General features: G+C 68.7%; 21 protein-coding genes. 16 read left to right on the top strand and 5 right to left on the bottom strand.

Going from position 1 to position 19,539, the window contains the following annotated elements; genetic code table 11:
• The first annotated feature begins 88 nt into the window (after positions 1–88).
• The 3 genes from bioB to QUD34_RS03425 all read left to right on the top strand — a co-directional run bounded on the left by bioB (position 89) and on the right by QUD34_RS03425 (position 2,018).
• A complete protein-coding gene (bioB, locus tag QUD34_RS03435; RefSeq protein ID WP_286355200.1) occupies positions 89–1,039 on the top strand; it encodes a biotin synthase BioB in 951 nt (316 codons plus the stop codon).
• Between the two features lies 1 nt (position 1,040).
• Positions 1,041–1,703, top strand: a complete 663-nt coding sequence (locus QUD34_RS03430; protein WP_286355199.1) for a hemerythrin domain-containing protein — start codon at positions 1,041–1,043, stop codon at positions 1,701–1,703.
• 69 nt (positions 1,704–1,772) lie between these two features.
• Positions 1,773–2,018, top strand: coding sequence for a CDGSH iron-sulfur domain-containing protein (locus tag QUD34_RS03425; RefSeq protein WP_286355198.1), 246 nt, complete (start codon positions 1,773–1,775; stop codon positions 2,016–2,018).
• A gap of 38 nt (positions 2,019–2,056) precedes the next feature.
• Here QUD34_RS03425 and QUD34_RS03420 read toward each other — a convergent pair whose 3' ends face one another.
• Positions 2,057–2,785: an efflux RND transporter periplasmic adaptor subunit gene (locus QUD34_RS03420; RefSeq protein WP_286355197.1), complete on the bottom strand. Its 729-nt coding sequence runs from the start codon at positions 2,783–2,785 to the stop codon at positions 2,057–2,059.
• A 43-nt stretch (positions 2,786–2,828) separates the two neighbouring features.
• A complete protein-coding gene (locus tag QUD34_RS03415) occupies positions 2,829–3,176 on the bottom strand; it encodes a cytochrome c3 family protein (RefSeq protein WP_286355196.1) in 348 nt (115 codons plus the stop codon).
• Between the two features lie 216 nt (positions 3,177–3,392).
• On the opposite strand from QUD34_RS03415, the gene QUD34_RS03410 reads away from it, so the two are divergent.
• From QUD34_RS03410 to QUD34_RS03400, 3 genes are read left to right on the top strand one after another with little or no spacing between them, the layout of a single operon-like run.
• Positions 3,393–5,996: a valine--tRNA ligase gene (locus QUD34_RS03410; protein ID WP_286355195.1), complete on the top strand. Its 2,604-nt coding sequence runs from the start codon at positions 3,393–3,395 to the stop codon at positions 5,994–5,996.
• Between the two features lie 32 nt (positions 5,997–6,028).
• Positions 6,029–6,451 carry a hypothetical protein gene (locus QUD34_RS03405; RefSeq protein WP_286355194.1) on the top strand — a complete coding sequence of 141 codons (423 nt, stop codon included), beginning with the start codon at positions 6,029–6,031 and terminating at the stop codon, positions 6,449–6,451.
• Positions 6,448–7,086: a 3'-5' exonuclease gene (locus tag QUD34_RS03400; RefSeq protein WP_286355193.1), complete on the top strand. Its 639-nt coding sequence runs from the start codon at positions 6,448–6,450 to the stop codon at positions 7,084–7,086. The genes QUD34_RS03405 and QUD34_RS03400 overlap by 4 nt, the downstream gene beginning before the upstream one ends.
• Before the next feature lie 3 nt (positions 7,087–7,089).
• Here QUD34_RS03400 and QUD34_RS03395 read toward each other — a convergent pair whose 3' ends face one another.
• Positions 7,090–7,278, bottom strand: a complete 189-nt coding sequence (locus QUD34_RS03395) for a hypothetical protein (protein WP_286355192.1) — start codon at positions 7,276–7,278, stop codon at positions 7,090–7,092.
• Positions 7,279–7,329: 51 nt separating this feature from the next.
• On the opposite strand from QUD34_RS03395, the gene QUD34_RS03390 reads away from it, so the two are divergent.
• The 9 genes from QUD34_RS03390 to fliN all read left to right on the top strand — a co-directional run bounded on the left by QUD34_RS03390 (position 7,330) and on the right by fliN (position 16,124).
• The gene (locus QUD34_RS03390; RefSeq protein ID WP_286355191.1) at positions 7,330–7,899 is read left to right on the top strand and encodes a hypothetical protein; all 570 of its coding nucleotides are present in this window, start codon (positions 7,330–7,332) and stop codon (positions 7,897–7,899) included.
• Positions 7,900–7,905: 6 nt separating this feature from the next.
• Entirely contained in the window at positions 7,906–8,412 is a 507-nt protein-coding gene (locus QUD34_RS03385; RefSeq protein ID WP_286355190.1) for a GNAT family N-acetyltransferase, read from the top strand.
• The gene (locus tag QUD34_RS03380) at positions 8,396–8,785 is read left to right on the top strand and encodes a YraN family protein (protein ID WP_286355189.1); all 390 of its coding nucleotides are present in this window, start codon (positions 8,396–8,398) and stop codon (positions 8,783–8,785) included. The genes QUD34_RS03385 and QUD34_RS03380 overlap by 17 nt, the downstream gene beginning before the upstream one ends.
• Positions 8,786–8,889: 104 nt before the next feature.
• Positions 8,890–10,989 carry a flagellar biosynthesis protein FlhA gene (gene flhA / locus QUD34_RS03375; protein ID WP_286355188.1) on the top strand — a complete coding sequence of 700 codons (2,100 nt, stop codon included), beginning with the start codon at positions 8,890–8,892 and terminating at the stop codon, positions 10,987–10,989.
• Between the two features lie 22 nt (positions 10,990–11,011).
• The gene (flhF, locus tag QUD34_RS03370; RefSeq protein WP_286355187.1) at positions 11,012–12,343 is read left to right on the top strand and encodes a flagellar biosynthesis GTPase FlhF; all 1,332 of its coding nucleotides are present in this window, start codon (positions 11,012–11,014) and stop codon (positions 12,341–12,343) included.
• Positions 12,340–13,209, top strand: coding sequence for a MinD/ParA family protein (locus tag QUD34_RS03365; protein ID WP_286355186.1), 870 nt, complete (start codon positions 12,340–12,342; stop codon positions 13,207–13,209). Before flhF ends, QUD34_RS03365 begins: the two co-directional genes overlap by 4 nt.
• A gap of 8 nt (positions 13,210–13,217) precedes the next feature.
• Positions 13,218–14,174, top strand: coding sequence for a FliA/WhiG family RNA polymerase sigma factor (locus QUD34_RS03360; RefSeq protein ID WP_286355185.1), 957 nt, complete (start codon positions 13,218–13,220; stop codon positions 14,172–14,174).
• 3 nt (positions 14,175–14,177) lie between these two features.
• The gene (fliM, locus tag QUD34_RS03355; protein WP_286355184.1) at positions 14,178–15,194 is read left to right on the top strand and encodes a flagellar motor switch protein FliM; all 1,017 of its coding nucleotides are present in this window, start codon (positions 14,178–14,180) and stop codon (positions 15,192–15,194) included.
• Between the two features lie 3 nt (positions 15,195–15,197).
• On the top strand, positions 15,198–16,124 hold the full coding sequence (gene fliN, locus QUD34_RS03350; protein WP_286355183.1) for a flagellar motor switch protein FliN: 927 nt from the start codon (positions 15,198–15,200) through the stop codon (positions 16,122–16,124).
• 26 nt (positions 16,125–16,150) lie between these two features.
• On the opposite strand, the gene QUD34_RS03345 is transcribed toward fliN, so the two are convergent.
• Complete coding sequence (locus QUD34_RS03345) at positions 16,151–16,636, bottom strand: hypothetical protein (RefSeq protein ID WP_286355182.1); 486 nt, start codon at positions 16,634–16,636, stop codon at positions 16,151–16,153.
• 185 nt (positions 16,637–16,821) lie between these two features.
• On the opposite strand from QUD34_RS03345, the gene QUD34_RS03340 reads away from it, so the two are divergent.
• A complete protein-coding gene (locus tag QUD34_RS03340; RefSeq protein WP_286355181.1) occupies positions 16,822–18,324 on the top strand; it encodes an aminotransferase-like domain-containing protein in 1,503 nt (500 codons plus the stop codon).
• Here QUD34_RS03340 and QUD34_RS03335 read toward each other — a convergent pair.
• Positions 18,293–19,345, bottom strand: coding sequence for a hypothetical protein (locus QUD34_RS03335; protein WP_286355180.1), 1,053 nt, complete (start codon positions 19,343–19,345; stop codon positions 18,293–18,295). The two genes, QUD34_RS03340 and QUD34_RS03335, sit on opposite strands and share 32 nt — an antisense overlap.
• Positions 19,346–19,539 lie beyond the last annotated feature (194 nt).

Genomic DNA, 19,539 nt, shown 5'->3' with positions numbered 1-19,539 from the left:
AGACCAGTGCAGATCAATAGCTGATCCCAAGGTCCATAAATCCCACATATTGGTCTTATGTAGAATGGGCTCTTTGCGAGCCCCCACCATGTCCATGACGCCCGGCGACATCCGCGCCATCCACGATCTGCCGGTTCCCGAGCTTCTGTACCGGGCCGCCACGGCCCACCGGCAGCACTGGAATGCCGAAGAGATCCAGTTCTGCACGCTGGATTCCATCAAGACCGGCGCCTGTCCCGAGGACTGCGCCTACTGCCCCCAGAGCGCCCGCTACCAGACCGACTTGAAGGTCGAGCCGCTGAAGGATGTCCAGAAGGTCCTGGCGGGGGCCGCCGAGGCCAAGGCGAACGGTTCCACCCGCTACTGCATGGGCGCCGCCTGGCGCGAGGTGAAGGACGACGCGAACTTCGACGCGGTGTTGGACATGGTGCAGGGCGTGTCCACCATGGGCATGGAGGTCTGCGTCACCCTCGGCATGCTCAACGAGCCCCAGGCCAAGCGCCTGAAGGCCGCCGGCTGCCAGGTCTACAACCACAACATCGACAGCAGCCGCGACTTCTACGAGACCATCATCCACACCCGCAAGTTCGACGAGCGCCTGGAGACCATCCAGGCCGTGCGCGCCGCGGGGCTCGAAGTCTGTTCCGGCGGCATCGTGGGCATGGGCGAGACGGTGGATCAGCGCATTCACTTCCTGCAGGAGCTGACGGAGCTGGAGCCCGCTCCGGAGAGCATCCCCATCAACCAGTTCGTGGCCGTGGACGGCACGCCCCTGGCGGATGTGGATCCCCTGCCCCCGCTGGAGCTGGTGCGCATGATCGCCACGGCCCGCATTCTCTTCCCCAAGAGCCGCATCCGGCTCAGCGCCGGCCGCACGCAGATGAGCGACGAGCTGCAGGCCCTCTGCTTCTTCGCGGGCGCCAACAGCATCTTCACCGGCGAAAAGCTGCTCACCACCCCCAACCCTGGCGGCAACCACGACCACTGGCTGCTGAACGCCCTGGGCATGCGGGTGGAGGGCGCCCCGGCCCGGGTGTGACATGCAGCTCATCGACGACCTCCGCCGGGAACACGAGCTCATCGAGCAGGTGCTGGGCTCCCTCCGGGCCTTCGTGACCGCCCGCCTGGCGGGTCAGGGCGATCCCGCCGACGGCGCCCGCTTCATGGCCTTCTTCCGGCGCTACGCCGGTGACTTCCACCACCACAAGGAGGAGGAGGTCCTCTTCCGCGCCCTGGCCGAGCGGGCCGAGCTCCCGGCGGATCGGGGACCCATCGCCGCGCTGACGGGCGAGCACCGGCGCATGACCGGCCTGCTGGACGGCCTGGAGGGCCTGCTGGCCGCGCCCGCGCCGTCGGCGGCGGACCTCCACCGCATGGAGGCCCTGGCGGTGGACTACAGCCGCTCCCTCTGGCGCCACATCGACGCCGAAAACTCCGTCATGTTCCCCGAAGGGGAGGAGCGCCTGCGGCGCTTCCATGTGCGGGACCTGCCCTCCCGCCCCATGACCGCGGAAGAAACCCTGGCCTGGGAGGCCGGGAAGGACCTGGTGGCCGTCCACCCGCCCCAGCACGACGCGGAAGTCCATCGGGGAGACGGCTGCATCGCCTGCCCCTCCTACGGCACCACCTGCGATGGCCTCGAAGCCGAGTGGTGGACTGACCTGGAGTGGGAAGAGATGTGGGAGCGGCAGCAGGGCGACTGAGCCGACCTGGTGGCCGGCGTTATGATGGTTTCCTCCATCCACGCCAGGCACCCCAGCAGGAGGACCGCCATGTCGGATTCGAAGCCCCACATCGCCCAGAAGGGCCCCTACCAGGTGGAGGTCGAGGCGGGCAAGACCTACCACTGGTGCGCCTGCGGCCACAGCCAGAAGCAGCCCTTCTGTGATGGCTCCCACAAGGGCGGCCCCTTCACGCCCATGGCCTACACCGCCGATGTGACCGGAACCAAGTGGTTCTGCGGCTGCAAGCAGAGCGGCACCAAGCCCATGTGCGACGGGACCCACAAGAAGCTCTGACGGCATCGAGAGCCAGGGACCGCAGCCCCAGGGGTTCCTCAGGGACCTTCGGGGGCCAGTACCTGGGCCCGGAGCCCGGCACGGATCCGTCCCTCCGGATTCGCCACCACCACCTTCACGCGGACTTTGCCTGCCGCATCCGTGCAGGGATCCACCAGGACCACCTCTCCCTCGGCGCTCGCGGAACCCCCGGGGTCGGGGAAGCGCACCGAGACTCTCCGCCCGGGTGCGAGCGCGGCGAGAGCGTCTTGACTCGCGGCACACTGGATCACCACCCGGCTCAGATCCATGAGGCGGAACATCGGCTGGCCCCCGGAGACCGCCTCGCCCTCCTCGTGATGGCGGGTCACCACCACCCCATCCATGGGAGCCACGATGGTGCGGATCCTCACCTGCTCCGCCGCCGTCTCGTATTGAAGGCGCGCCAGCTCCAGATCGATGCGCGATTCCAGGGCCCTGGCCTCGGGAATGACCTTGTTGTCGTAGAGGCGCTTGGCCCCCCTGGCCTCGAACTCCCGGCGCTCCAGCAGGGCCTTGGCCCGCTGCATCTCCAGTTCCTCCAGCTTCCCGTAGAGCAGGGCCAGGGGCTGGCCCGCCTTCACGACCTCACCCTCCTTCACGCGCATCTCCGTGATCCGGCTCGAAACCGGCGCACTGACCTCCACCTGGCGGTAGGGCAGCACCCGCCCTTCAAGCAAGGCCCCCGCCCTGGCGGGAACCGCCCCGAGGATCAGGGCCGAAGAGACGATAAGGCATCGGAATGGCATGGGGCGCTCACTGGAACCCTCCCATCTTGTCATCCCTGGGCGGTCACTTGATCTTGAAGGTGAACTTCCCCTCATGGCATTCCAGGCACTTCACCACCGGCGGCTTGTGCTGCCGGTGGCATTCCGTGCAAAGGATCGGGTCGTGCGGCGAGGCGTGGGGGTTGGGCTTGGCATCCTTCGTCAGCGCCTTCATGGCCGGGTAGTCACCGTGACAGACCATGCAGGCCTCGTCCGGCACCGCCGCCGTGGTGGGCTTCTCCTTCTGGTGACAGTCGGTGCAGATCACCTTCGCCTTGGCGTGGGGAGCGACCAGCGGCCGCTCCTGCCCGGCGCAGATCCCTGCAACCAGGAGGCCTAGCACCCCCAAAGCGGCGATCCGACGAGGATTCATGAGGCCTCCCGTCCCGTCATGGACGAATGATGACCATCATATCGTATTTATGACGACGGCCGACTCCCCGGCTTCCCCGCCTGGAAGCCTTCTCCTTCCACGGGTAAACTGGCCCATTGGGCTGGCTGATCCTAGGAAGTCCCATATCACCTACTCCAAATCGGCCACGCCGATTTGGAGCCGGGAAAGGCCAAGACAAGGATGGCAATGCGAGAGATGGACAAGGCTTTCGACTTCAGGACGGCGCAGACGCGCTGGTACGAGGTCTGGGAAGAATCCAGGGCCTTCGAGGCCGCTCCCGCCAGCGGCAAGGCGCCCTGGTCCATCGTGATCCCGCCGCCCAACATCACGGGCAACCTGCACATGGGCCATGCCCTGGTGAACACGCTCCACGATGTGCTCACGCGCTTCAAGCGGGCCCAGGGCTTCGACGCCCTCTGGGTGCCCGGCACGGACCACGCGGGCATCGCCACGCAGATGATGGTTGAGCGCCAACTGAAGGCCGAAGGCACGGACCGCCACCAGCTGGGCCGGGATGCCTTCGAAAAGCGCATCTGGGACTGGAAGGAGAAGAACCAGGGCGCCATCGAGCACCAGCTGAAGCGCCTGGGCTGCTCCGTGGACTGGACCCGCAACCGCTTCACGCTGGACCCCTCCCTCAACAAGGCCGTGCGCAAGGTCTTCGTGGAAAGCTACAAGGCCGGCCGCATCTACCGCGGCCCCCGCATGATCCAGTGGGATCCGGCCCTGCAGACCGCCCTCAGCGACCTGGAAGTGAAATACGAGGAGCGTCGCGGCAAGCTCTGGCACCTGCGCTACCCCCTGGCCGATGGCAGCGGCGATGTGGTCGTCGCCACCACCCGGCCTGAGACCATGCTGGGCGATACGGCCGTGGCCGTGCATCCCGATGACGCGCGCTACCAGGGCATGATCGGCAAGCTCATGAACCATCCGCTCACGGGCCGCCAGATCCCGGTGGTGGCCGACAGCTTCGTGGATCCCGCCTTCGGCACGGGCTGCGTGAAGGTGACGCCGGCCCACGATCCCAACGACTTCGCCGCGGGCCAGCGCCTGAAGCTGGAGTCCATCACCATCATCGGTTTCGACGCCAAGATGACCGCCGCCGCCGGGGCCTATGCGGGCCTGGACCGCTTCGAGGCCCGCAAGCGCGTGGTGGCGGATCTGGAGGAACAGGGCTTCCTCGTGAAGGTGGAGGACTACACCCACAAGATCAGCCTCAGCGACCGTAGCGGCGCCGTGCTGGAGCCGCTGGTCAGCGAGCAGTGGTTCATGGATGTCAAAGATGCCGCCGCCAAGGCGCTCGACGCCGTCAACTCCGGCGCCATCCAGTTCACGCCCGAGCACCACACGGCCGTGTGGAACCACTGGCTCACCAACATCCAGGACTGGTGCATCAGCCGCCAGCTGGTCTGGGGCCACCGCATCCCGGCCTGGACCTGCGCATCCTGCGGGGAACTCCATGTGGAGATGGAGCGGCCCTCCGCCTGCTGCGCGTGCGGAGCAGGCGAACTGAAGCAGGACCCGGACACCTTGGACACCTGGTTCAGCTCGGCCCTGTGGCCCTTCAGCGTCTTCGGCTGGCCCGATGAAACCGAAGAGCTGAAGCGCTACTACCCCACCAGCGTGCTCATCACGGGCTACGACATCCTGTTCTTCTGGGTGGCGCGCATGGCCATGGCGGGCCTCACCTGGATGGGCGAGGTGCCCTTCCGCAAGGTCTACTTCAATAGCCTCGTGCGCGACGCCAGCGGCCAGAAAATGAGCAAGACCAAGGGCAATGTCATCGACCCCCTGGAGGTGATGGAGGAGTACGGCACGGACGCCCTTCGCTTCTCGCTGGCCATCATGGCCGCGCCGGGCACGGACATCGCCATGAGCACCGCGCGCCTCGAGGCCAGCCGGAACTTCTGCAACAAGCTGTGGAACGCTTCACGGTTCGTGCAGATGAACCTGGATGAGTCCATCACGCTGGATACGGCGCCGGAATTCGGTGAAGCCGAATTCTGGATGGTGGGGAGGCTGCGGGAGGAACTCACCTCCATCACGGAAGCCATCGAGGCCTTCCGATTCCACGAGGCGGCGGACCGCCTCTACCACCTGGTCTGGGATGATTTCTGCGCCACCTACATCGAGCTGGCCAAGGTGCAGCTCCAGAGCGGAACCAAGGGCCAGAAGGCCACCATCCTCCACTTCCTCGACCTCCTGCTCCGGGCCCTGCATCCCTTCGTGCCCTTCCTGACCGAGGAGATCCACGAGGCGATGATGGACGGGCGCCTGCCCGCGGGAGAGCCGCGCCTCCTGGCCCAGCGCTCCTGGCCCGTGGACGAGAAGATCCTCCAGATCCGCGGCGGCGACGCCGCCATCATCCCCCGGTTCCAGGAAGTGCTGTCGGCCATCCTTCGTCTCAAGGCCGAGCAGGGCGTGGATCCCGCCAAGCGGGTGCCGGCGCTCTGTTCCATCACCGAGCTGGAGCCCTTTGCCGAGGCCCTGAAATCCATCGCCCGGCTGGAATCGGTGGCCTTCACCCTGGGGGACATCGCCTCGCCCACGCGCGCCGTGGCCGTGGTGGCGGGAGGAGCCGTGGCCCTGGAGCTGGCGGGCCTCAAGGATCCCGCCGCCGAAAAGGCCAAGCTCGAAAAGGAGTTGGCCAAGCTCGAGAAGGAACTCGAACCCCTGCGCGCCCGCCTGGCCGACGACAGCTTCGTCACCAAGGCGCCCGAGGCTGCCGTGGCCAAGCTGCGCGGTCAGGCCGAGGAAAAAGAGCAGCGCCTCCACCAGGTGAAGGCGCTGCTGGGCTGACCTCATTCCTCAGTGGATGCTAGTCTGGTGGCATGACGAAGATCTACTACGCCGGCCAGGATGTGGATGCGCCTTGCGGGCGCTGCGGCGGCGAGACGCGGCATCAGGTCCTGACCGTGACCAATGGCGTGCCCGACAAGCTCATCTGCGGAAACTGCCGCTCCGTGCACAAGTTCCGGGTCGCCAAGCCCGAGCCCCTTCCCCGTTCTCCGCGGATCCCCGCGGCCGCCAAGGCGGGTGGTCCCCGGCCGGGCTCGCTGGTCTCCCAGTTCCAGGAAGTCCTGATGCAGGAGCAGGGCGGGGCCCAGGCCCGGCGCTACAGCATCGCCGAGCGCTGGGAGGAAGGCGCCTGGATGGATCACCCCAGCTTCGGCCTGGGGCGGGTCCAGCGGCGCCTGGGCAAGAAGGTCGATGTGCTCTTCAGGGATGGGCTCAAGACCCTGGTCAGCGCATGACGCAGGAGCCGCTCCTCGAGCCCGCCTCCCCCGCCCTCCGGGAACTGCGGTTCGCCGTGCTGGACCTGGAGACCACGGGGGGCAGCCCGAAGGCCCGCTGGGGCAAGGACGGGCGGTTCATCCAGCCCTCCGAGATCACGGAGGTCGGCCTGGTGCGCCTCTCGGGCGTGGTGGTGGAGGATCGCTACTCCAGCCTGGCCTCCATCCAGGGCTTCCTCCCGGAGGAGATCCAGCGCCTCACGGGCATCAGCCTGCCCATGCTGGCGGGCGCCCCGCCCTGGGAGCAGGTGGCCCTGAAGCTGGCGCCGCAGCTGGAGGGCCGCATCTGGGTGGCCCACCACGCGCCCTATGACGGCAGCTTCCTCAAGGCCTGGCTGCCCGAAGGCGTCTGGCGCCGCCACCGGCTCATCTGCACCCGCCTGCTGGCCAAGAAGCTCATTCCCGAGCTGCCCCGGCGCAGCCTCGCCGAGCTCTGCGCCTTCCTCGGCATCACCAACACCCGGGCCCACCGCGCCCTGCAGGACGCCGAGGCCACGGCCGAGGCCCTCCAGCACCTCCTCCAGCGGGCCGAGGACCGGGGCATGGACGGCGAAACCTTCCTCGCCGCCGGCGAAGTGCCCTGGGGCAAGGTCTGACCCCTACTTGAGGGTCTTCTTCACCCTCTCGGCGGAGACCTTGGAGTAGTAGGCGCACACGCCCTTCTTGGCGTCGGGCTCGATGCCCGCGGTCTTGAGGGCGTCCTTCAGCTTCTTCTCGGGCACACCCAGATCCTTGGCCCAGGCCGCCGCCGTCTTCAGATCCTCCCCGCCCATTGGCAACCTCCGCATCGCCATCCAGGCGACCCCGGCCATGGTAGCGGATCGGGCTAAACTCCCTCCATGGATCTCACCCGTTTTCTCGACCTCGTCCGCACCCAGGGCTGGCAGGGCTGGTCCCTGTGGGTGGTCCTGATGGCCCAGGCCCTGCTCTGGGTGGGGCTGGTGCGGCTGCACCTCTCGCTGCAGCGGGAGGAGGCCCCCTGGGAGGAATGCGTCGGAAAGATCCGCTCGGCCTTCCTGCGCAAGGTGAACGGCGAGGAGGAGATCCAGGAACTGAAGGTCCACCGCTACGCCCCCCTGGTGGATCAGCTACTGGCCCTGCACTTCGCCGAGGAGAAGAGCGAGCGCTTCGACCGCTGGCTGCTGCTCCGCTGGAAGGTGAAGGAGGGGCTGCGCCCCTACTGGATCCGCTGGGGCTACCTGCTCATCGCCTTCGGGGTGGTGGTGTGGTACCTCCAGGGCCTCCGCCTGGACCTGGGCACCGATGTCCTCAAGCGCACCCCCGTGGATCCGCGCCTGCTCTGGGTCTGGCTGGGCTACGCCATGGTCCTCGCCTGGAAGATCGTGCGGATCCACGGCAACCTCGAGCGCGTCCAGCGCAGCCTGCTGTTGCCCCGACGGGACGAGTAGCCGCCCATGGCGTTCGTGATCCAACCCTTCCGGACGGGCCAGGAGGAGCAGGTGCTCAACCTGATCCTCCCCATCCAGCAGATGGAATTCGGCGTTCCCATCACCGCCGGGGATCAGCCGGACCTGAGTCGGATCCCCGAGGTCTACCAGGCTGGCCGAGGCGGTTTCTGGGTGGGCCTTGAGGGGGACCGCGTCCTCGGCACCCTCGGCCTCATCGACTTCGGCCAAACGCCCGGGGGTGGCGGGGCTCTGCGGAAGATGTTCCTCCACCGGGATGCCCGCGGCAGCGGCCTGGCCCAAGCCCTGCTGGATACCCTGCTTGCCCACGCCCGGAATCAGGGGCTTCCGGGCCTCTGGCTCGGCACCCTGCCGCACATGAGGGCGGCCCACCGCTTCTACGAGCGCAACGGGTTCCGGCCGGTGGGGCCGGAGGCGTTGCCTCCGGAATTCCCCCGCATGGTGGTGGACACCGTCTTCTATGCCCTGGAACTCTCCCGTGACGCGGCGCGGTGAGGCGGCCCGCCGCCTGGGCCTCCGTGCCGAGCGGCTGACGCTCTGGCTGTTCTGGGCCCGGGGCTGGGATCTGGTGGCCTGGCGCCAGAAGCTGGGCCGCTATGAGCTGGACCTGCTGCTCAGCCGGGGGCCGGAATTGCGGCTCCTGGAGGTGAAGGCCCGGCGTCCCGGGGCCTGGGTGGGCGCCGACACGGCCCTGGGGCCCGAGCAGCGCCTCCGCCTGCAACGGGCCCTCCTGACCTGGCTCGACCGCGTACCCTGGCCCGGAAGGGTCACCTTCCAGCGCGTGAGCTGGGCCGGTTGGCGTTGGAAATTCCACGCTCCGGAGCGCTGGGATGGACTGAAGGTGAACCGGGGGCCCGAGTCCGGGTGATGGGTCCGGGTAATGGGCCCGGGTGACGGGAGCGCCGGGGGCCCGGCAAGGCCCCTGGCCGTGCGGCTGGCACAGCCCTCGCCCCGAACCCCCCGGGTGTCGGTATGTTGACCTTCCTGGACCGTCTGCTTCCATATATGGCCCGCCTCTCGCGGCGGTCGGACCTCGCTGCGCCCGTTTTCGTGATGATCGTGCTGGTGGTGATGGTCCTGCCCCTGCCGGCCTTCATGCTGGACCTGCTCATCGTCCTGAACATCACCCTGAGCCTGGTGATCCTGATGGTGGGCATGTATGTGCCCCGTCCCAAGGAGTTCAGCTCGTACCCCTCGGTGCTGCTGGTGGTGACGCTTTTCCGTCTGGCCATCAATGTGGCCACCACCCGCCGGATCCTCCTCTTCGCCGGGGACCAGGGGGCGGACGCCGCCGGCCACATGGTGAAGGCCTTCGGCCAGTTCGTGGTGGGCGGCAGCTATGTCATCGGCCTGGTGGTCTTCCTGATCCTCCTGGCCATCCAGTTCCTGGTGATCAACCACGGCGCGGGCCGCATCGCCGAAGTGACCGCCCGGTTCACCCTGGACGCCCTGCCCGGCAAGCAGATGGCCATCGACGCCGACCTGAACGCGGGCTACATCGACGAGCAGGAGGCCCGCCGGCGCCGCAAGGATCTCCAGGAGGAGGCCGGGTTCTACGGGGCCATGGACGGCGCCGTGAAGTTCACCCAGCGGGACTCCGTGGCGGCCCTGATCATCCTGGCCGTCAACATCGTGGCGGGCATCATCCTCGGCGTGGTGCGCTACAACCTGCCCGTGACGCAGGCCCTGGAGGTCTACACGCTGCTGACGGTGGGCGACGGTCTGGTGACGGTGATCCCCAGCCTGCTCATCAGCGTGGGCGGTGCCATCCTCACCACCCGCAGCGGCAGCGACGCCACGGGCCTGGGCAGTCAGGTGCTGGGGCAGATGGGCGCAGACCACCGTCCCCTGGCCATCGCCGCCTCGGTCCTCTTCCTCTTCGGAGCCGTTCCTGGCCTGCCCCTCTTCCCCTTCTGGGTCATGGGCTCCGTCTTCGGCGTCATGGCCTATGCGGCCTGGAAGCTGCCGAAGCCGACCCCCGGCGCCGAAGAGGCCGCCGCCGCCGCGGAAAAGGCGAAGGCCGCCGCCGCGGAGGGCGGGGAGCGGGTCGAGGGCCTGCTCAAGGTCGACCCCCTGGGCCTGGAGGTGGGCTACAGCCTCATCCCCCTGCTCGATGTGAACCAGGGCGGCACGGTGCTGGAGCGCATCAAGGCCGTGCGGCGCCAGATGGCCCAGGAGCTGGGCATCGTGGTGCCCCCCGTGCGCATCCGCGACAACCTGCAGCTCCCCCCCCATACCTACCGCCTGCTGCTCCGAAGCGAGGAGATCGCCCGGGCCGAGCTGCAGCCCACCCAGTTCCTGGCCATGAACCCCGGCACCGCCACGGAGGACCTGGCCGGCACGCCCACCTCGGAGCCCGCCTTCGGCCTGCCGGCCTACTGGATCCCCGACGCCCAGCGGGACCGGGCCCAGATGCTGGGCTACACGGTGGTGGAGCCCGCCACCGTGCTCACCACCCACCTGTCGGAACTCATCAAGCAGCATGCGCCGGACCTGCTGGGCCGGCCCGAGGTCCAGCACCTCCTCGACACCCTCAAGGAGACCTCGCCGCGGCTGGTGGATGACCTCATCCCCAATGTGGTCAGCGTGACCACCCTCCAGAAGGTGATGCACAACCTCCTGCGGGAGCGCGTGCCCGTGCGGGATCTGGGCCGCATCCTCGAGGCCACCGCCGATGCCGCCACCATGACCAAGGATGTGGGCTTCATCACCGAATATGTCCGCCAGGCCCTGGGCCGCGTGCTCACGAGCCCGCACCTGTCCGAGACCGGGGAGCTGGGCGTGCTGGTGCTCGATCCCCAGATCGAGCAGACCCTCCAGGGCGGCATCGAGCAGACGGACCGCGGGAGCTTCCTGGCCCTGGAGCCGGGCCGCACCCAGGAGCTGCTCACCCGCATCGCCAATGGCATCGCGGCCCTCCTGCCCGGCGCCCAGCCGGTGCTCCTGACCAATCCCGTCGTGCGCCCCCACCTGCGGCGCCTCCTGGAGCGGGCCCTGCCCCACTTGGTGGTGCTGAGCCACAGCGAGGTGCCCATGGATGTCCGCGTCGTGAACCTGGGCACTGTTTCATGAACCGACTCGTGAAGGGTGGACCATGCGCGTGAAGACCTTCGAAGCCGGATCCATGCAGGATGCCCTGGACATCGTGAAGAAGGAGATGGGCGAGGAGGCCTTCATCCTCTCCACCCGGACCCGGCGGCGGGCCTCGGCCCTGGGCCTGGGCGAGGAGGCCGTCATCGAAGTCACGGCCGCCGTGGACGAGGCCCAGCCCGGCGCGAAGCTGGCGACGCCGCCGCTCGCCGCCGGCAGTCCCGCCTCCCTGACCTACGGCCTCCGCCCCTCCCTGGAACCGGCGCCATCCCGGCCTCCAGCACGGCCTTCGGCCCAACCCCCGGCCCAATCCACAGCCCGGCCCCCCGTCGCCCCGCCGGCCCCCCCCATGGATCTGCAGCCACTCCGGAGGGAGCTGCTGGAGATCAAGGGCGCCGTGGCGGCCCTCAAGGACAACGATCAGCGCAACGCCTCGATCCTGAAGGAACTCGATCAGATGAAGGCGCTGCTGAGCCGCATCCAGCGCCAGGGCATGCCCCCAGCCCAGCTGCACCTGCCCCCCAGCCTGCTGGAGCTCTACGGCGACCTGGTGGCCAACGATGTGGAACCGCTGGTGGCCCTGCGGCTCTGCGAATACGCCCAGCGGGCCCTCGTGGACCAGGATGGCGACTCCGCCGCCGGCGCCGTGGACGCTGAGCGGGCGCGGCTCTTCCTCCGCCGGGTCATCGCCGACTTCATCCCCGTGGCCCCTCCCATCCAGCTGGATCCCGGCAAGATGCGCGTGGCCGCGCTCGTGGGCCCCACCGGCGTGGGCAAGACCACGACGCTGGCCAAGCTGGCCGCCTACGCCCAGCTCCACCTGAAGCAGAAGGTGGCCCTGCTCACCCTCGACACCTACCGCATGGCGGCCGTGGATCAGCTCCAGCAGTACGCCCAGATCCTGCAGGTGCCCCTGCATGTGGCCCTCACGGTGGAAGACCTGCGCAGCGCCCTGCGTTTCTACCAGGACCGCGCCCTGGTGCTCATCGACACGCCCGGCCACAGCCCCAAGGACACCGAGACGCTGGGCCAGCTGCGCGGCCTGCTGGACGAGCTGCCGGAGGTGGAGACCCACCTCGTGATGTCGGCCACCACCAAGCCCCGCGATCTGGCCGAGATCGCCGCGCGCTACGAGCCCCTGCATCCCACCCGCCTGCTCTTCACCAAGCTCGACGAGACCTCCACCTACGGCCCCATCCTCAGCACCCTGGTCCGCGTCAAGCGGCCCCTCAGCTACCTGGGCACGGGCCAGGAAGTGCCCGAGGCCCTGGAACTGGCCACCAGCCGCCGGGTGGCCGACCTCATCCTCCCTGCCACCGTGAAGGAGGCCGAATGAGCAGCGACCAGGCATCCCGCCTCCGCAGCATGGCCCAGGGGCAGCGCCCCGAGGCACCCCTCTTCGCCGCCCGCGTCGTGGCCATCACTTCGGGCAAGGGCGGGGTGGGCAAGACCAATGTGGTGGCCGGCCTTGCCATCGCCCTCGCCCAGCAGGGCCAGCGGGTCGTGGTCATGGACGCGGACTTCGGCCTGGCCAACCTGGACATCCTGCTGGGCCTCTCCCCGAAATTCACCCTGGAGCATGTGCTCCGGGGCGAGAAGGTGCTCGAGGAGATCCTGCTGGAAGGCCCCATGGGCATCCGCATCATCCCCGCCAGCAGCGGCATCCAGGAACTCACCCGCCTCGACACCATGAGCGAGCTGCGGCTGGTGCAGGGACTCCAGCGGGTGGCGGAGACGGCGGACTGGCTGCTCATCGACACCGCCGCTGGCATCCACGATTCCGTCCTCAAGCTCCTCATGGCCGCCCAGGAGGTGATCCTGGTGACCACGCCCGAGCCCACCAGCCTGGTGGACGCCTACGCCATGGTGAAGGTGCTGCACCTGCGGGAGGCCTCCAAGCCGCTGTGGCTGCTGGTGAACAACGGCCAGAGTTCCGACGAGGCCCAGGAAACCATCGATCAGCTCCAGGCAGCCACGGAGCGCTTCCTCGGCAAACAGCTCCAGGTGCTGGGCATGATCCCCAACGACCCCCACATCCTGCAGGCCGTGCGCCAGCAGCGCGGCGTGGTGGATCTCTTCCCCCGGAGCCCCGCCGCCCAGGCCTTCCAGCTTCTGGCCCGGCAACTGCTGGGGCAGGTGTCCTTGCAGCCCGGCGGGTTTGCGGCATTCTGGAGGCAGCTCGCCTCCGACGACCCCAACTAGGAGCCAGGATGTCCTCCCCGAGGTCGGACCCATCCGCTGTCCCCGCCCCGCCTCTCGGCAGTGAGGCGGCCCGGGCCGTGGAAGCCGCGCCCGCCGCGCTCCGGCCCTGGGCGGCCCTGGCGGCGGCGAAGGCCTACGGCAAGGGTGCGCCCCCCGCCGTCAATCCCGCCGTGGCCTCCCCGGCCGCCGCCCCAACGGCGGCGGCGGACGCCGCGCCCGGCGCCGCCGAGGCCCAGGAGCCGCCGGAACCCTTCGACCGCGAGAATCGCGAGCAGATCATCAAGGACTATGTGCCCCTGGTGAAGTTCGTCGCCCACCGCGTCGCCTCCCGCCTGCCCTCGCATGTGGAGCTGGACGACCTCATCAACAGCGGCATCCTCGGCCTCATGGACGCCATCGAGAAGTTCGAGCCGGCCCGGAACATCAAGTTCAAGACCTACGCCGAGCTGCGGGTGAAGGGGGCCATCCTCGACGGCCTGCGCGACCTGGACTGGGTCCCACGGAGCCTGCGCCGCAAGAAGAAGGACATCGAGAACGCCTACCACCTGCTCGAGCAGCAGATGGGACGGGCCGCCACGGACGAGGAGGTCGCCGTCCACCTGGGGGTCCCCCTCGAGGAGCTGCACAAGAACCTGGACGAGCTGAAGGGCGTCACCCTGGGCACCTTCGTGGAGGTGGGCGAGGACGGCGAGGGGGAGAGCCTCATCAGCTTCGTGCCAGACCCGGATGCCGAGGATCCGCACCAGACCTTCCAGGCCACGGAGATCAAGGACATCCTGAGGCGGGCCATGGAAGTGCTGCCCAAGAAGGAGAAGTTCGTGGTCCAGCTCTACTACTTCGACGAACTGACCATGAAGGAAATCGGGACGCTCCTGAACATCACCGAGTCCCGGGTATCCCAATTGCATACCAAGGCCATGCTGCGACTCCGGGGCAAGCTCCTGGAGAAGCACATCGAAGGATAATCCATGGCCAAAATTCTTAGCCAAGAGGAAGTAGACGCGCTACTTAAGTCCCATACGAGGACCGGGCCCAAGGCCCCGGCCGCGCCGGGACCCGAGCGCGGCGCTCCTCAATATCAGGCAAAAAAAGCCCAGGCACAGCGCAAGGTCACCCTCTACAACTTCCGCCGTCCCGACCGGGTGAGCCGGGAGCAGATGCGCTCCCTGCACTTCATGCACGACCGCTTCGCCCGGAACTTCTCCAGTTCCCTGAGCGCCTACCTGCGGACCATCACGGAAGTGAACCTGGTGAGCGTCGAGCAGCTCAGCTACCAGGAATTCCTGCTGTCCGTGCCCGACCCCACCTGCTTCAACGCCATCTCCATCAAGCCCCTCGAAGGCGCGCTGGCCCTGGAGGTGAATCCCACCCTGGTGTTCCCCATCATCGACAAGATGCTGGGCGGCCCCGGCGAACCGCTGAAGCAGCTCCGCACCATGACCGACATCGAGCAGAGCATCTTCGACGGCGTGCTGAAGCTGGTGCTGGAGGATCTGCGCGAGGCCTGGCGCGGCATCGTGGACCTGGACTTCCGCATCCAGGCCCGGGAGACGAGCCCCCAGCTCATCCAGATCGTCGCCCCCAACGAGGTGGTGCTGCTGGTGGTCTTCGAAGTGAAGATGGGGCCGGTCAGCGGCATGATCAACCTGGCCATCCCGAGCATCATCCTCGAGCCCATCTCCACCAAGTTCGACCAGGAGATGTTCACCGGCTACAAGAAGTCCTCCACCTTCGAAGAGGCCCGCCTCCTGATGGCCAGCCTCAAGCGCTGCCCCATGGAGGCCGCCGCCGAGATCCGCGGCACCAGCCTCCGCATGGAGGAGGTCCTGCAGCTCAAGCCCGGCGATCTGATCCCGCTCACCAAGCGCTTCGATGCCGAGCTCGACCTCTGCGTGGACGGGATCCCCCGGTTCATGGGCCTCGTGGCCCTGAATCCCAATGGAAAACGCGTCTTCCAAGTGACCGGCGCCCGGTCGGAAGGATGAGCCATGGATGCCCGTGATACCGAACTCTTCCAGAAAGTCGGCAACGCGTTTGCCGAGAGCATGGCCTCCGTGTTCTCCATGCTCACGGGCCGTGAGTTCCAGCTGAAGTCCGCCCCGGGCGAGGTGGTGGACCCCCAGGGCGCCGCCGCCCTGCACCAGGCCCCCACCATCCTCGTGAAGGCCAACTACCAGAAGGGCCTCAACGGCACCCTGTTCTTCACCCTGCCCCTGAAGGAAGGCACCATGCTGGTGGACCTCATGCTGGGCGGCGAAGGCGCGCCCGCGGAGGAGCTGGTGGGCGATTCCAAGGACGCGCTGGCGGAGACCTTCAACCAGGTCATGGGCAGCGCCAACCAGACCCTGTCCGACCTGGCCGGGGAGACCTTCGCCATCGCCAATGTGGACATCCTCGCCCTCGCGCCGGAGGCCTCCGCCTTCTCGGAGCAGCTGGGCCAGGGATCATTCCAATCCATCGCCCTGCCCACGACCCAGGAAGCCCTGAGCACCACCATCCACCTGCTCTTCCCTGACCTTCTCCTGCAGCAGCTCAAGCGCAAGCTCGGCCTCGCGGAAGCTCCGGCCCCGGCCGCTCCGCCGCCCCAAGCCGCCCCCGCCGCCGCGGCGGCCCCGGCCCACCGGGCCCCCGTGGCCGCCGGCCCCATGCCCGATTCCGGCAACCTGGACCTGCTGCTGGACATCCAGCTGCCCGTGGTGGTCCGCATGGGCCAGACCGAGATGCAGATGGGTGAGCTGCTGAAGCTCACCCCGGGCTCCATCCTCGAGCTCAACCGCAGCGCGGATGCCCCCGTCGAGATGCTGGTGAACGGCAAGCACATCGCCCGGGGTGAGGTGGTGGTGGTGGACGGCAACTTCGCCTTCCGCATCACGGAGATCGACAGCCGCGCCGCCCGGATCCGCAGCCTGGGCTAGGCTACGGACCCGGAGCCCAGCCTCAGTTAGTTGTTGGTGAGCGTGAACGCCACGGGAGCGGTGACGCCGACAGTGGTGGCATTCACCGTGAACACGCCCGCGATGGCATTCGCCGTGAGCGTCGGAGCCGTGGCGATGCCCGAGGCATCCGTGGTCACCGTGGCCGTCGTGGCGGCTGCCGTGAAGGTGCCGCTGGCCCCGGTGGCCCCCGCCACCACCGTGAAGGTCACCGAGGCTCCCGCCTTGGGCGTGCTGACGATGGTGTAGCCTCCGTAGCCGTCCCCGTTGGACACCCGCTGCTGGGTCATCAGGGTGACCTTGAGCGCCGTCGCGAAGGGATTGGTCACGGGCGTGCTCTGGGGCGTGCCTGCCGTGGCGGAGAACAGGGCATCCGTGGCCAGCACGGTCCCGGCGGGCGTGCTGTTGCTGCCCCCGCCCCCGCCATAGCCTCCCCCCGAGCACGCGAGAGCGAAGATCGCCAGGGAACCTGCGGCCTGCAACTTGATCGACATGGCACCTCCTTCGCCGCATCGGCGGCAGCCTTGTATGTCTGGGCTCCACCATCGCCCCTGGGGGTCTCGCCTCCAGATCCGGCCTCCAAATGGCGACCCCTCCGGGTCCGCGGAGGGGGATCCATCCCTTGACGGAGGCGCCTCCGGGAAGGAAGGTGGGACACCCCCACCCGAGGAGTCGCCGCGTGCCCCCATGGTCCATGACCACCGAACTGGACCGGACCAGCCGGGAACCCATGTACCTGCAGATCGTCCGGGCCATTGTGGCCGATGTCCGCAAGGGGCGCCTGCGTCCCGGAGACGCCCTGCCGGGCACGCGGGCCCTGGCCGAGAGCCTGGGCGTCAACCGCAACACGACGCTGGCGGCCTTCCAGGAACTGGAAGCCGAAGGCTGGATCCTCTCGGAGCCTGATCGGGGCAGCTTCATCGCGGACAAGCTCCCGATGGCGTACCCGGAAGAAGAGGAAAGCATCGCCGCCTCGGACTCGGGCTCCTGGGCCGCGCCCACGCCCCTCACCGAGCCCTTCTACCAACCCCGCGCCACGGACCGGGAGGGGTTCCGCCTCATCCCCGACCTGCCGGATGTGCGCCTGGCGCCCACGGCCGCCATCCACCGGGCCCATGGCCGGGTGCTGAACCTCCAGCAGCAGCGCATCCTGCAGCCCGGCTGGGACCCGCGGGGCCTGCTGGATCTCCGCATCTCCCTGTGCCGGATGCTCCGGGAACTGCGGGGCATGGCCCTGGAACCCGGCAACCTGGTGCTCACCCGCGGCCTCATGAGCACCCTCAACCTCGTCTCCCGCACCCTCTTCAACCCGGGCGAGGCCGTGGCCGTCGAGGACCCCGCCTACTTCCGCGTGCTGGAGGCCTTCCGGGCCGCAGGGGCGCGCCTCTTCCCGATCCCCGTGGATGCCGAGGGCCTGCAGCTGGAGCCCCTGGAGGCCCTCATGGCCCGGGAGTCCGTGCGGCTCATCTACACCACCGCGAGCCCCCACTACCCCACCCACGCCATCCTGAGTGCCAGCCGTCGCCGGCGGCTGCTGGAGCTGGCGGAGGCCCACGGGGCCCGGATCCTGGAGGGCGACCTGGCCTTCGGCTTCCAACGCGAGCAGCACCCGAGCCTGCCCCTCGCCAGCGAGGACACCCGCGGCACCGTGGTCTATTTCAGCGCCCTGGAGCAGATCCTCGCACCCGGCCTCCAGGTGGGGTTCCTGGCGGGCTTCGCCCCCCTGATCAAGACCATGGCGAAGCAGCGCCAGCTCATCGACTGGCCAGGCAACCAGGTCCAGGAGGCCACCATCGAGGAGCTCTTCCGGGACGGCGAGATCCACCGCCACCTGAGCCGCATCCGCAAGGTCAACGACGCGCGCCGCGAAACCCTGGTGGACCGCCTCCTCTTCCACCTCCATCCCGCCGTCTCAGTGGAGGACCCGGGCGAGGGGCTCTCCCTGTGGGTCCAGGTGGAAGCAGGGCTGCCCCTCGATGCCTGGGTGGAGCGCTGCGCCGCCAAGGGGGTGGTCTTCTACCCGGGCCGCCTGTACGACTTCCGGCGGAATCCGATCCCCTTCCTGTGCCTGGGCTTCGCGGCCCACGAGGTGGACGAGCAGAATGAAGCCTGCCGCCGCATGGCCGAGGCCCTCGCCGAAGTCCGGCGGCTCAGTCCATCGGGAACCGCTTCGTCACGGTGACCATGCGCCGCTCCGCCGAGTAGGGCTCCCCGTAGTCTTGATGGCGCAGGAAGACCAGGGCCACGAACCAGCGGTCCCGGAGCGGCAGCGCGATCTCGTAGCGGTGGCCCCGGGCGTTCCAGTAGAACCACCACTGGTCGCCGTTGACGGGATAGAGCGTGCCCGTGCGGGACAGCCGCTGCCAGGTGACGCTCAGGCGCGGCCAGAACGGCCGCTCCAGGCTGCCCACCAGGAACTGGGTCTCGGCGCCCGGCTCTCCCGTCTCGCGGTTGCGCTGTCCGAAGGCCCGGACCTCCACGGGCAGCCCCGCGTTCCAGGTGGCGCTGGCCCCGTAGGCATCCAGCTGGAGGCGCTGCCGCGGCTCGGCGGCATGGCCCGGCACGGGCCGGGTGCGGGCAAAACCTCGGTCCCAGGTGATCTCCCAGCGCCCGCCATGGGCTATCCAGGAGACGGGGCCTGTCTCCAGCTTCAGCACGATCTGCCCCGCGGTCAGGTCCAGGTTACCCCCCTGGAGGGTGCGGACCCGTCCGGCGGCCATGCGCAATCCCAGCTCCGGAATCCACCCCTCCCGATCCCTCAGCCCCGCCCGCAACCCCAGGCCCAGGAACCGGAGATCCCGGTCCCAGAGGGCTTCCGGGGCGATGAGGCGGTTCTCCTGGAAACCCAGGTGCGCCTCGCCGAAAGTCCGCTCCGAGCGCCCCGCGATCCCGATCCGGGCCACATCCAGCTGGGTGCCATTGGATGGCTGCTGGTCCCACCGGCGCGGGTTGAGGCGGTTCCCATCCGACCCCAGGGCCGACCGGAAGCCCCCGGCATAGGTGAAGGGCTCCCAGCCGCCTGCACCTTGGCCCTCCCAGCGGACCCGGAGCTGGGACGAAACCCGCTCCACGCCTCCCTGATCGGCCTCGGTGATCCGATCCAGGCGCAGCCGCAGCTCCGTCCGGGGCACCCACCAGGCCGGCTCCCGGGGCGGCGGTTCCAGTCCCTGCGCCCGGGCGCTCGCCATCGCCAGCAGGACCACCCACCCTCCGAGCCTCATCCGCCTCCTTGCCCCACCGCGGGGCCGCGCCCGGTGCTACGCCCGGTGCTGCGCCCGACTATACCTGGGTGGGGATCCGGGCGTGTGGCCCCGACCACAACCTGTGGTGCCTGGCCTGCCGCAGGGCGTGTGCCCCCCACCACATTGGAACCCGGGTCCCATCCCGCTAAGTTGAA

This window comes from Geothrix oryzae (assembly GCF_030295385.1).
GTDB lineage: Bacteria > Acidobacteriota > Holophagae > Holophagales > Holophagaceae > Geothrix > Geothrix oryzae.
The sequence above is the reverse complement of the archived record's forward strand: the minus strand, read 5'-3'. Positions and strand labels throughout refer to the sequence as shown.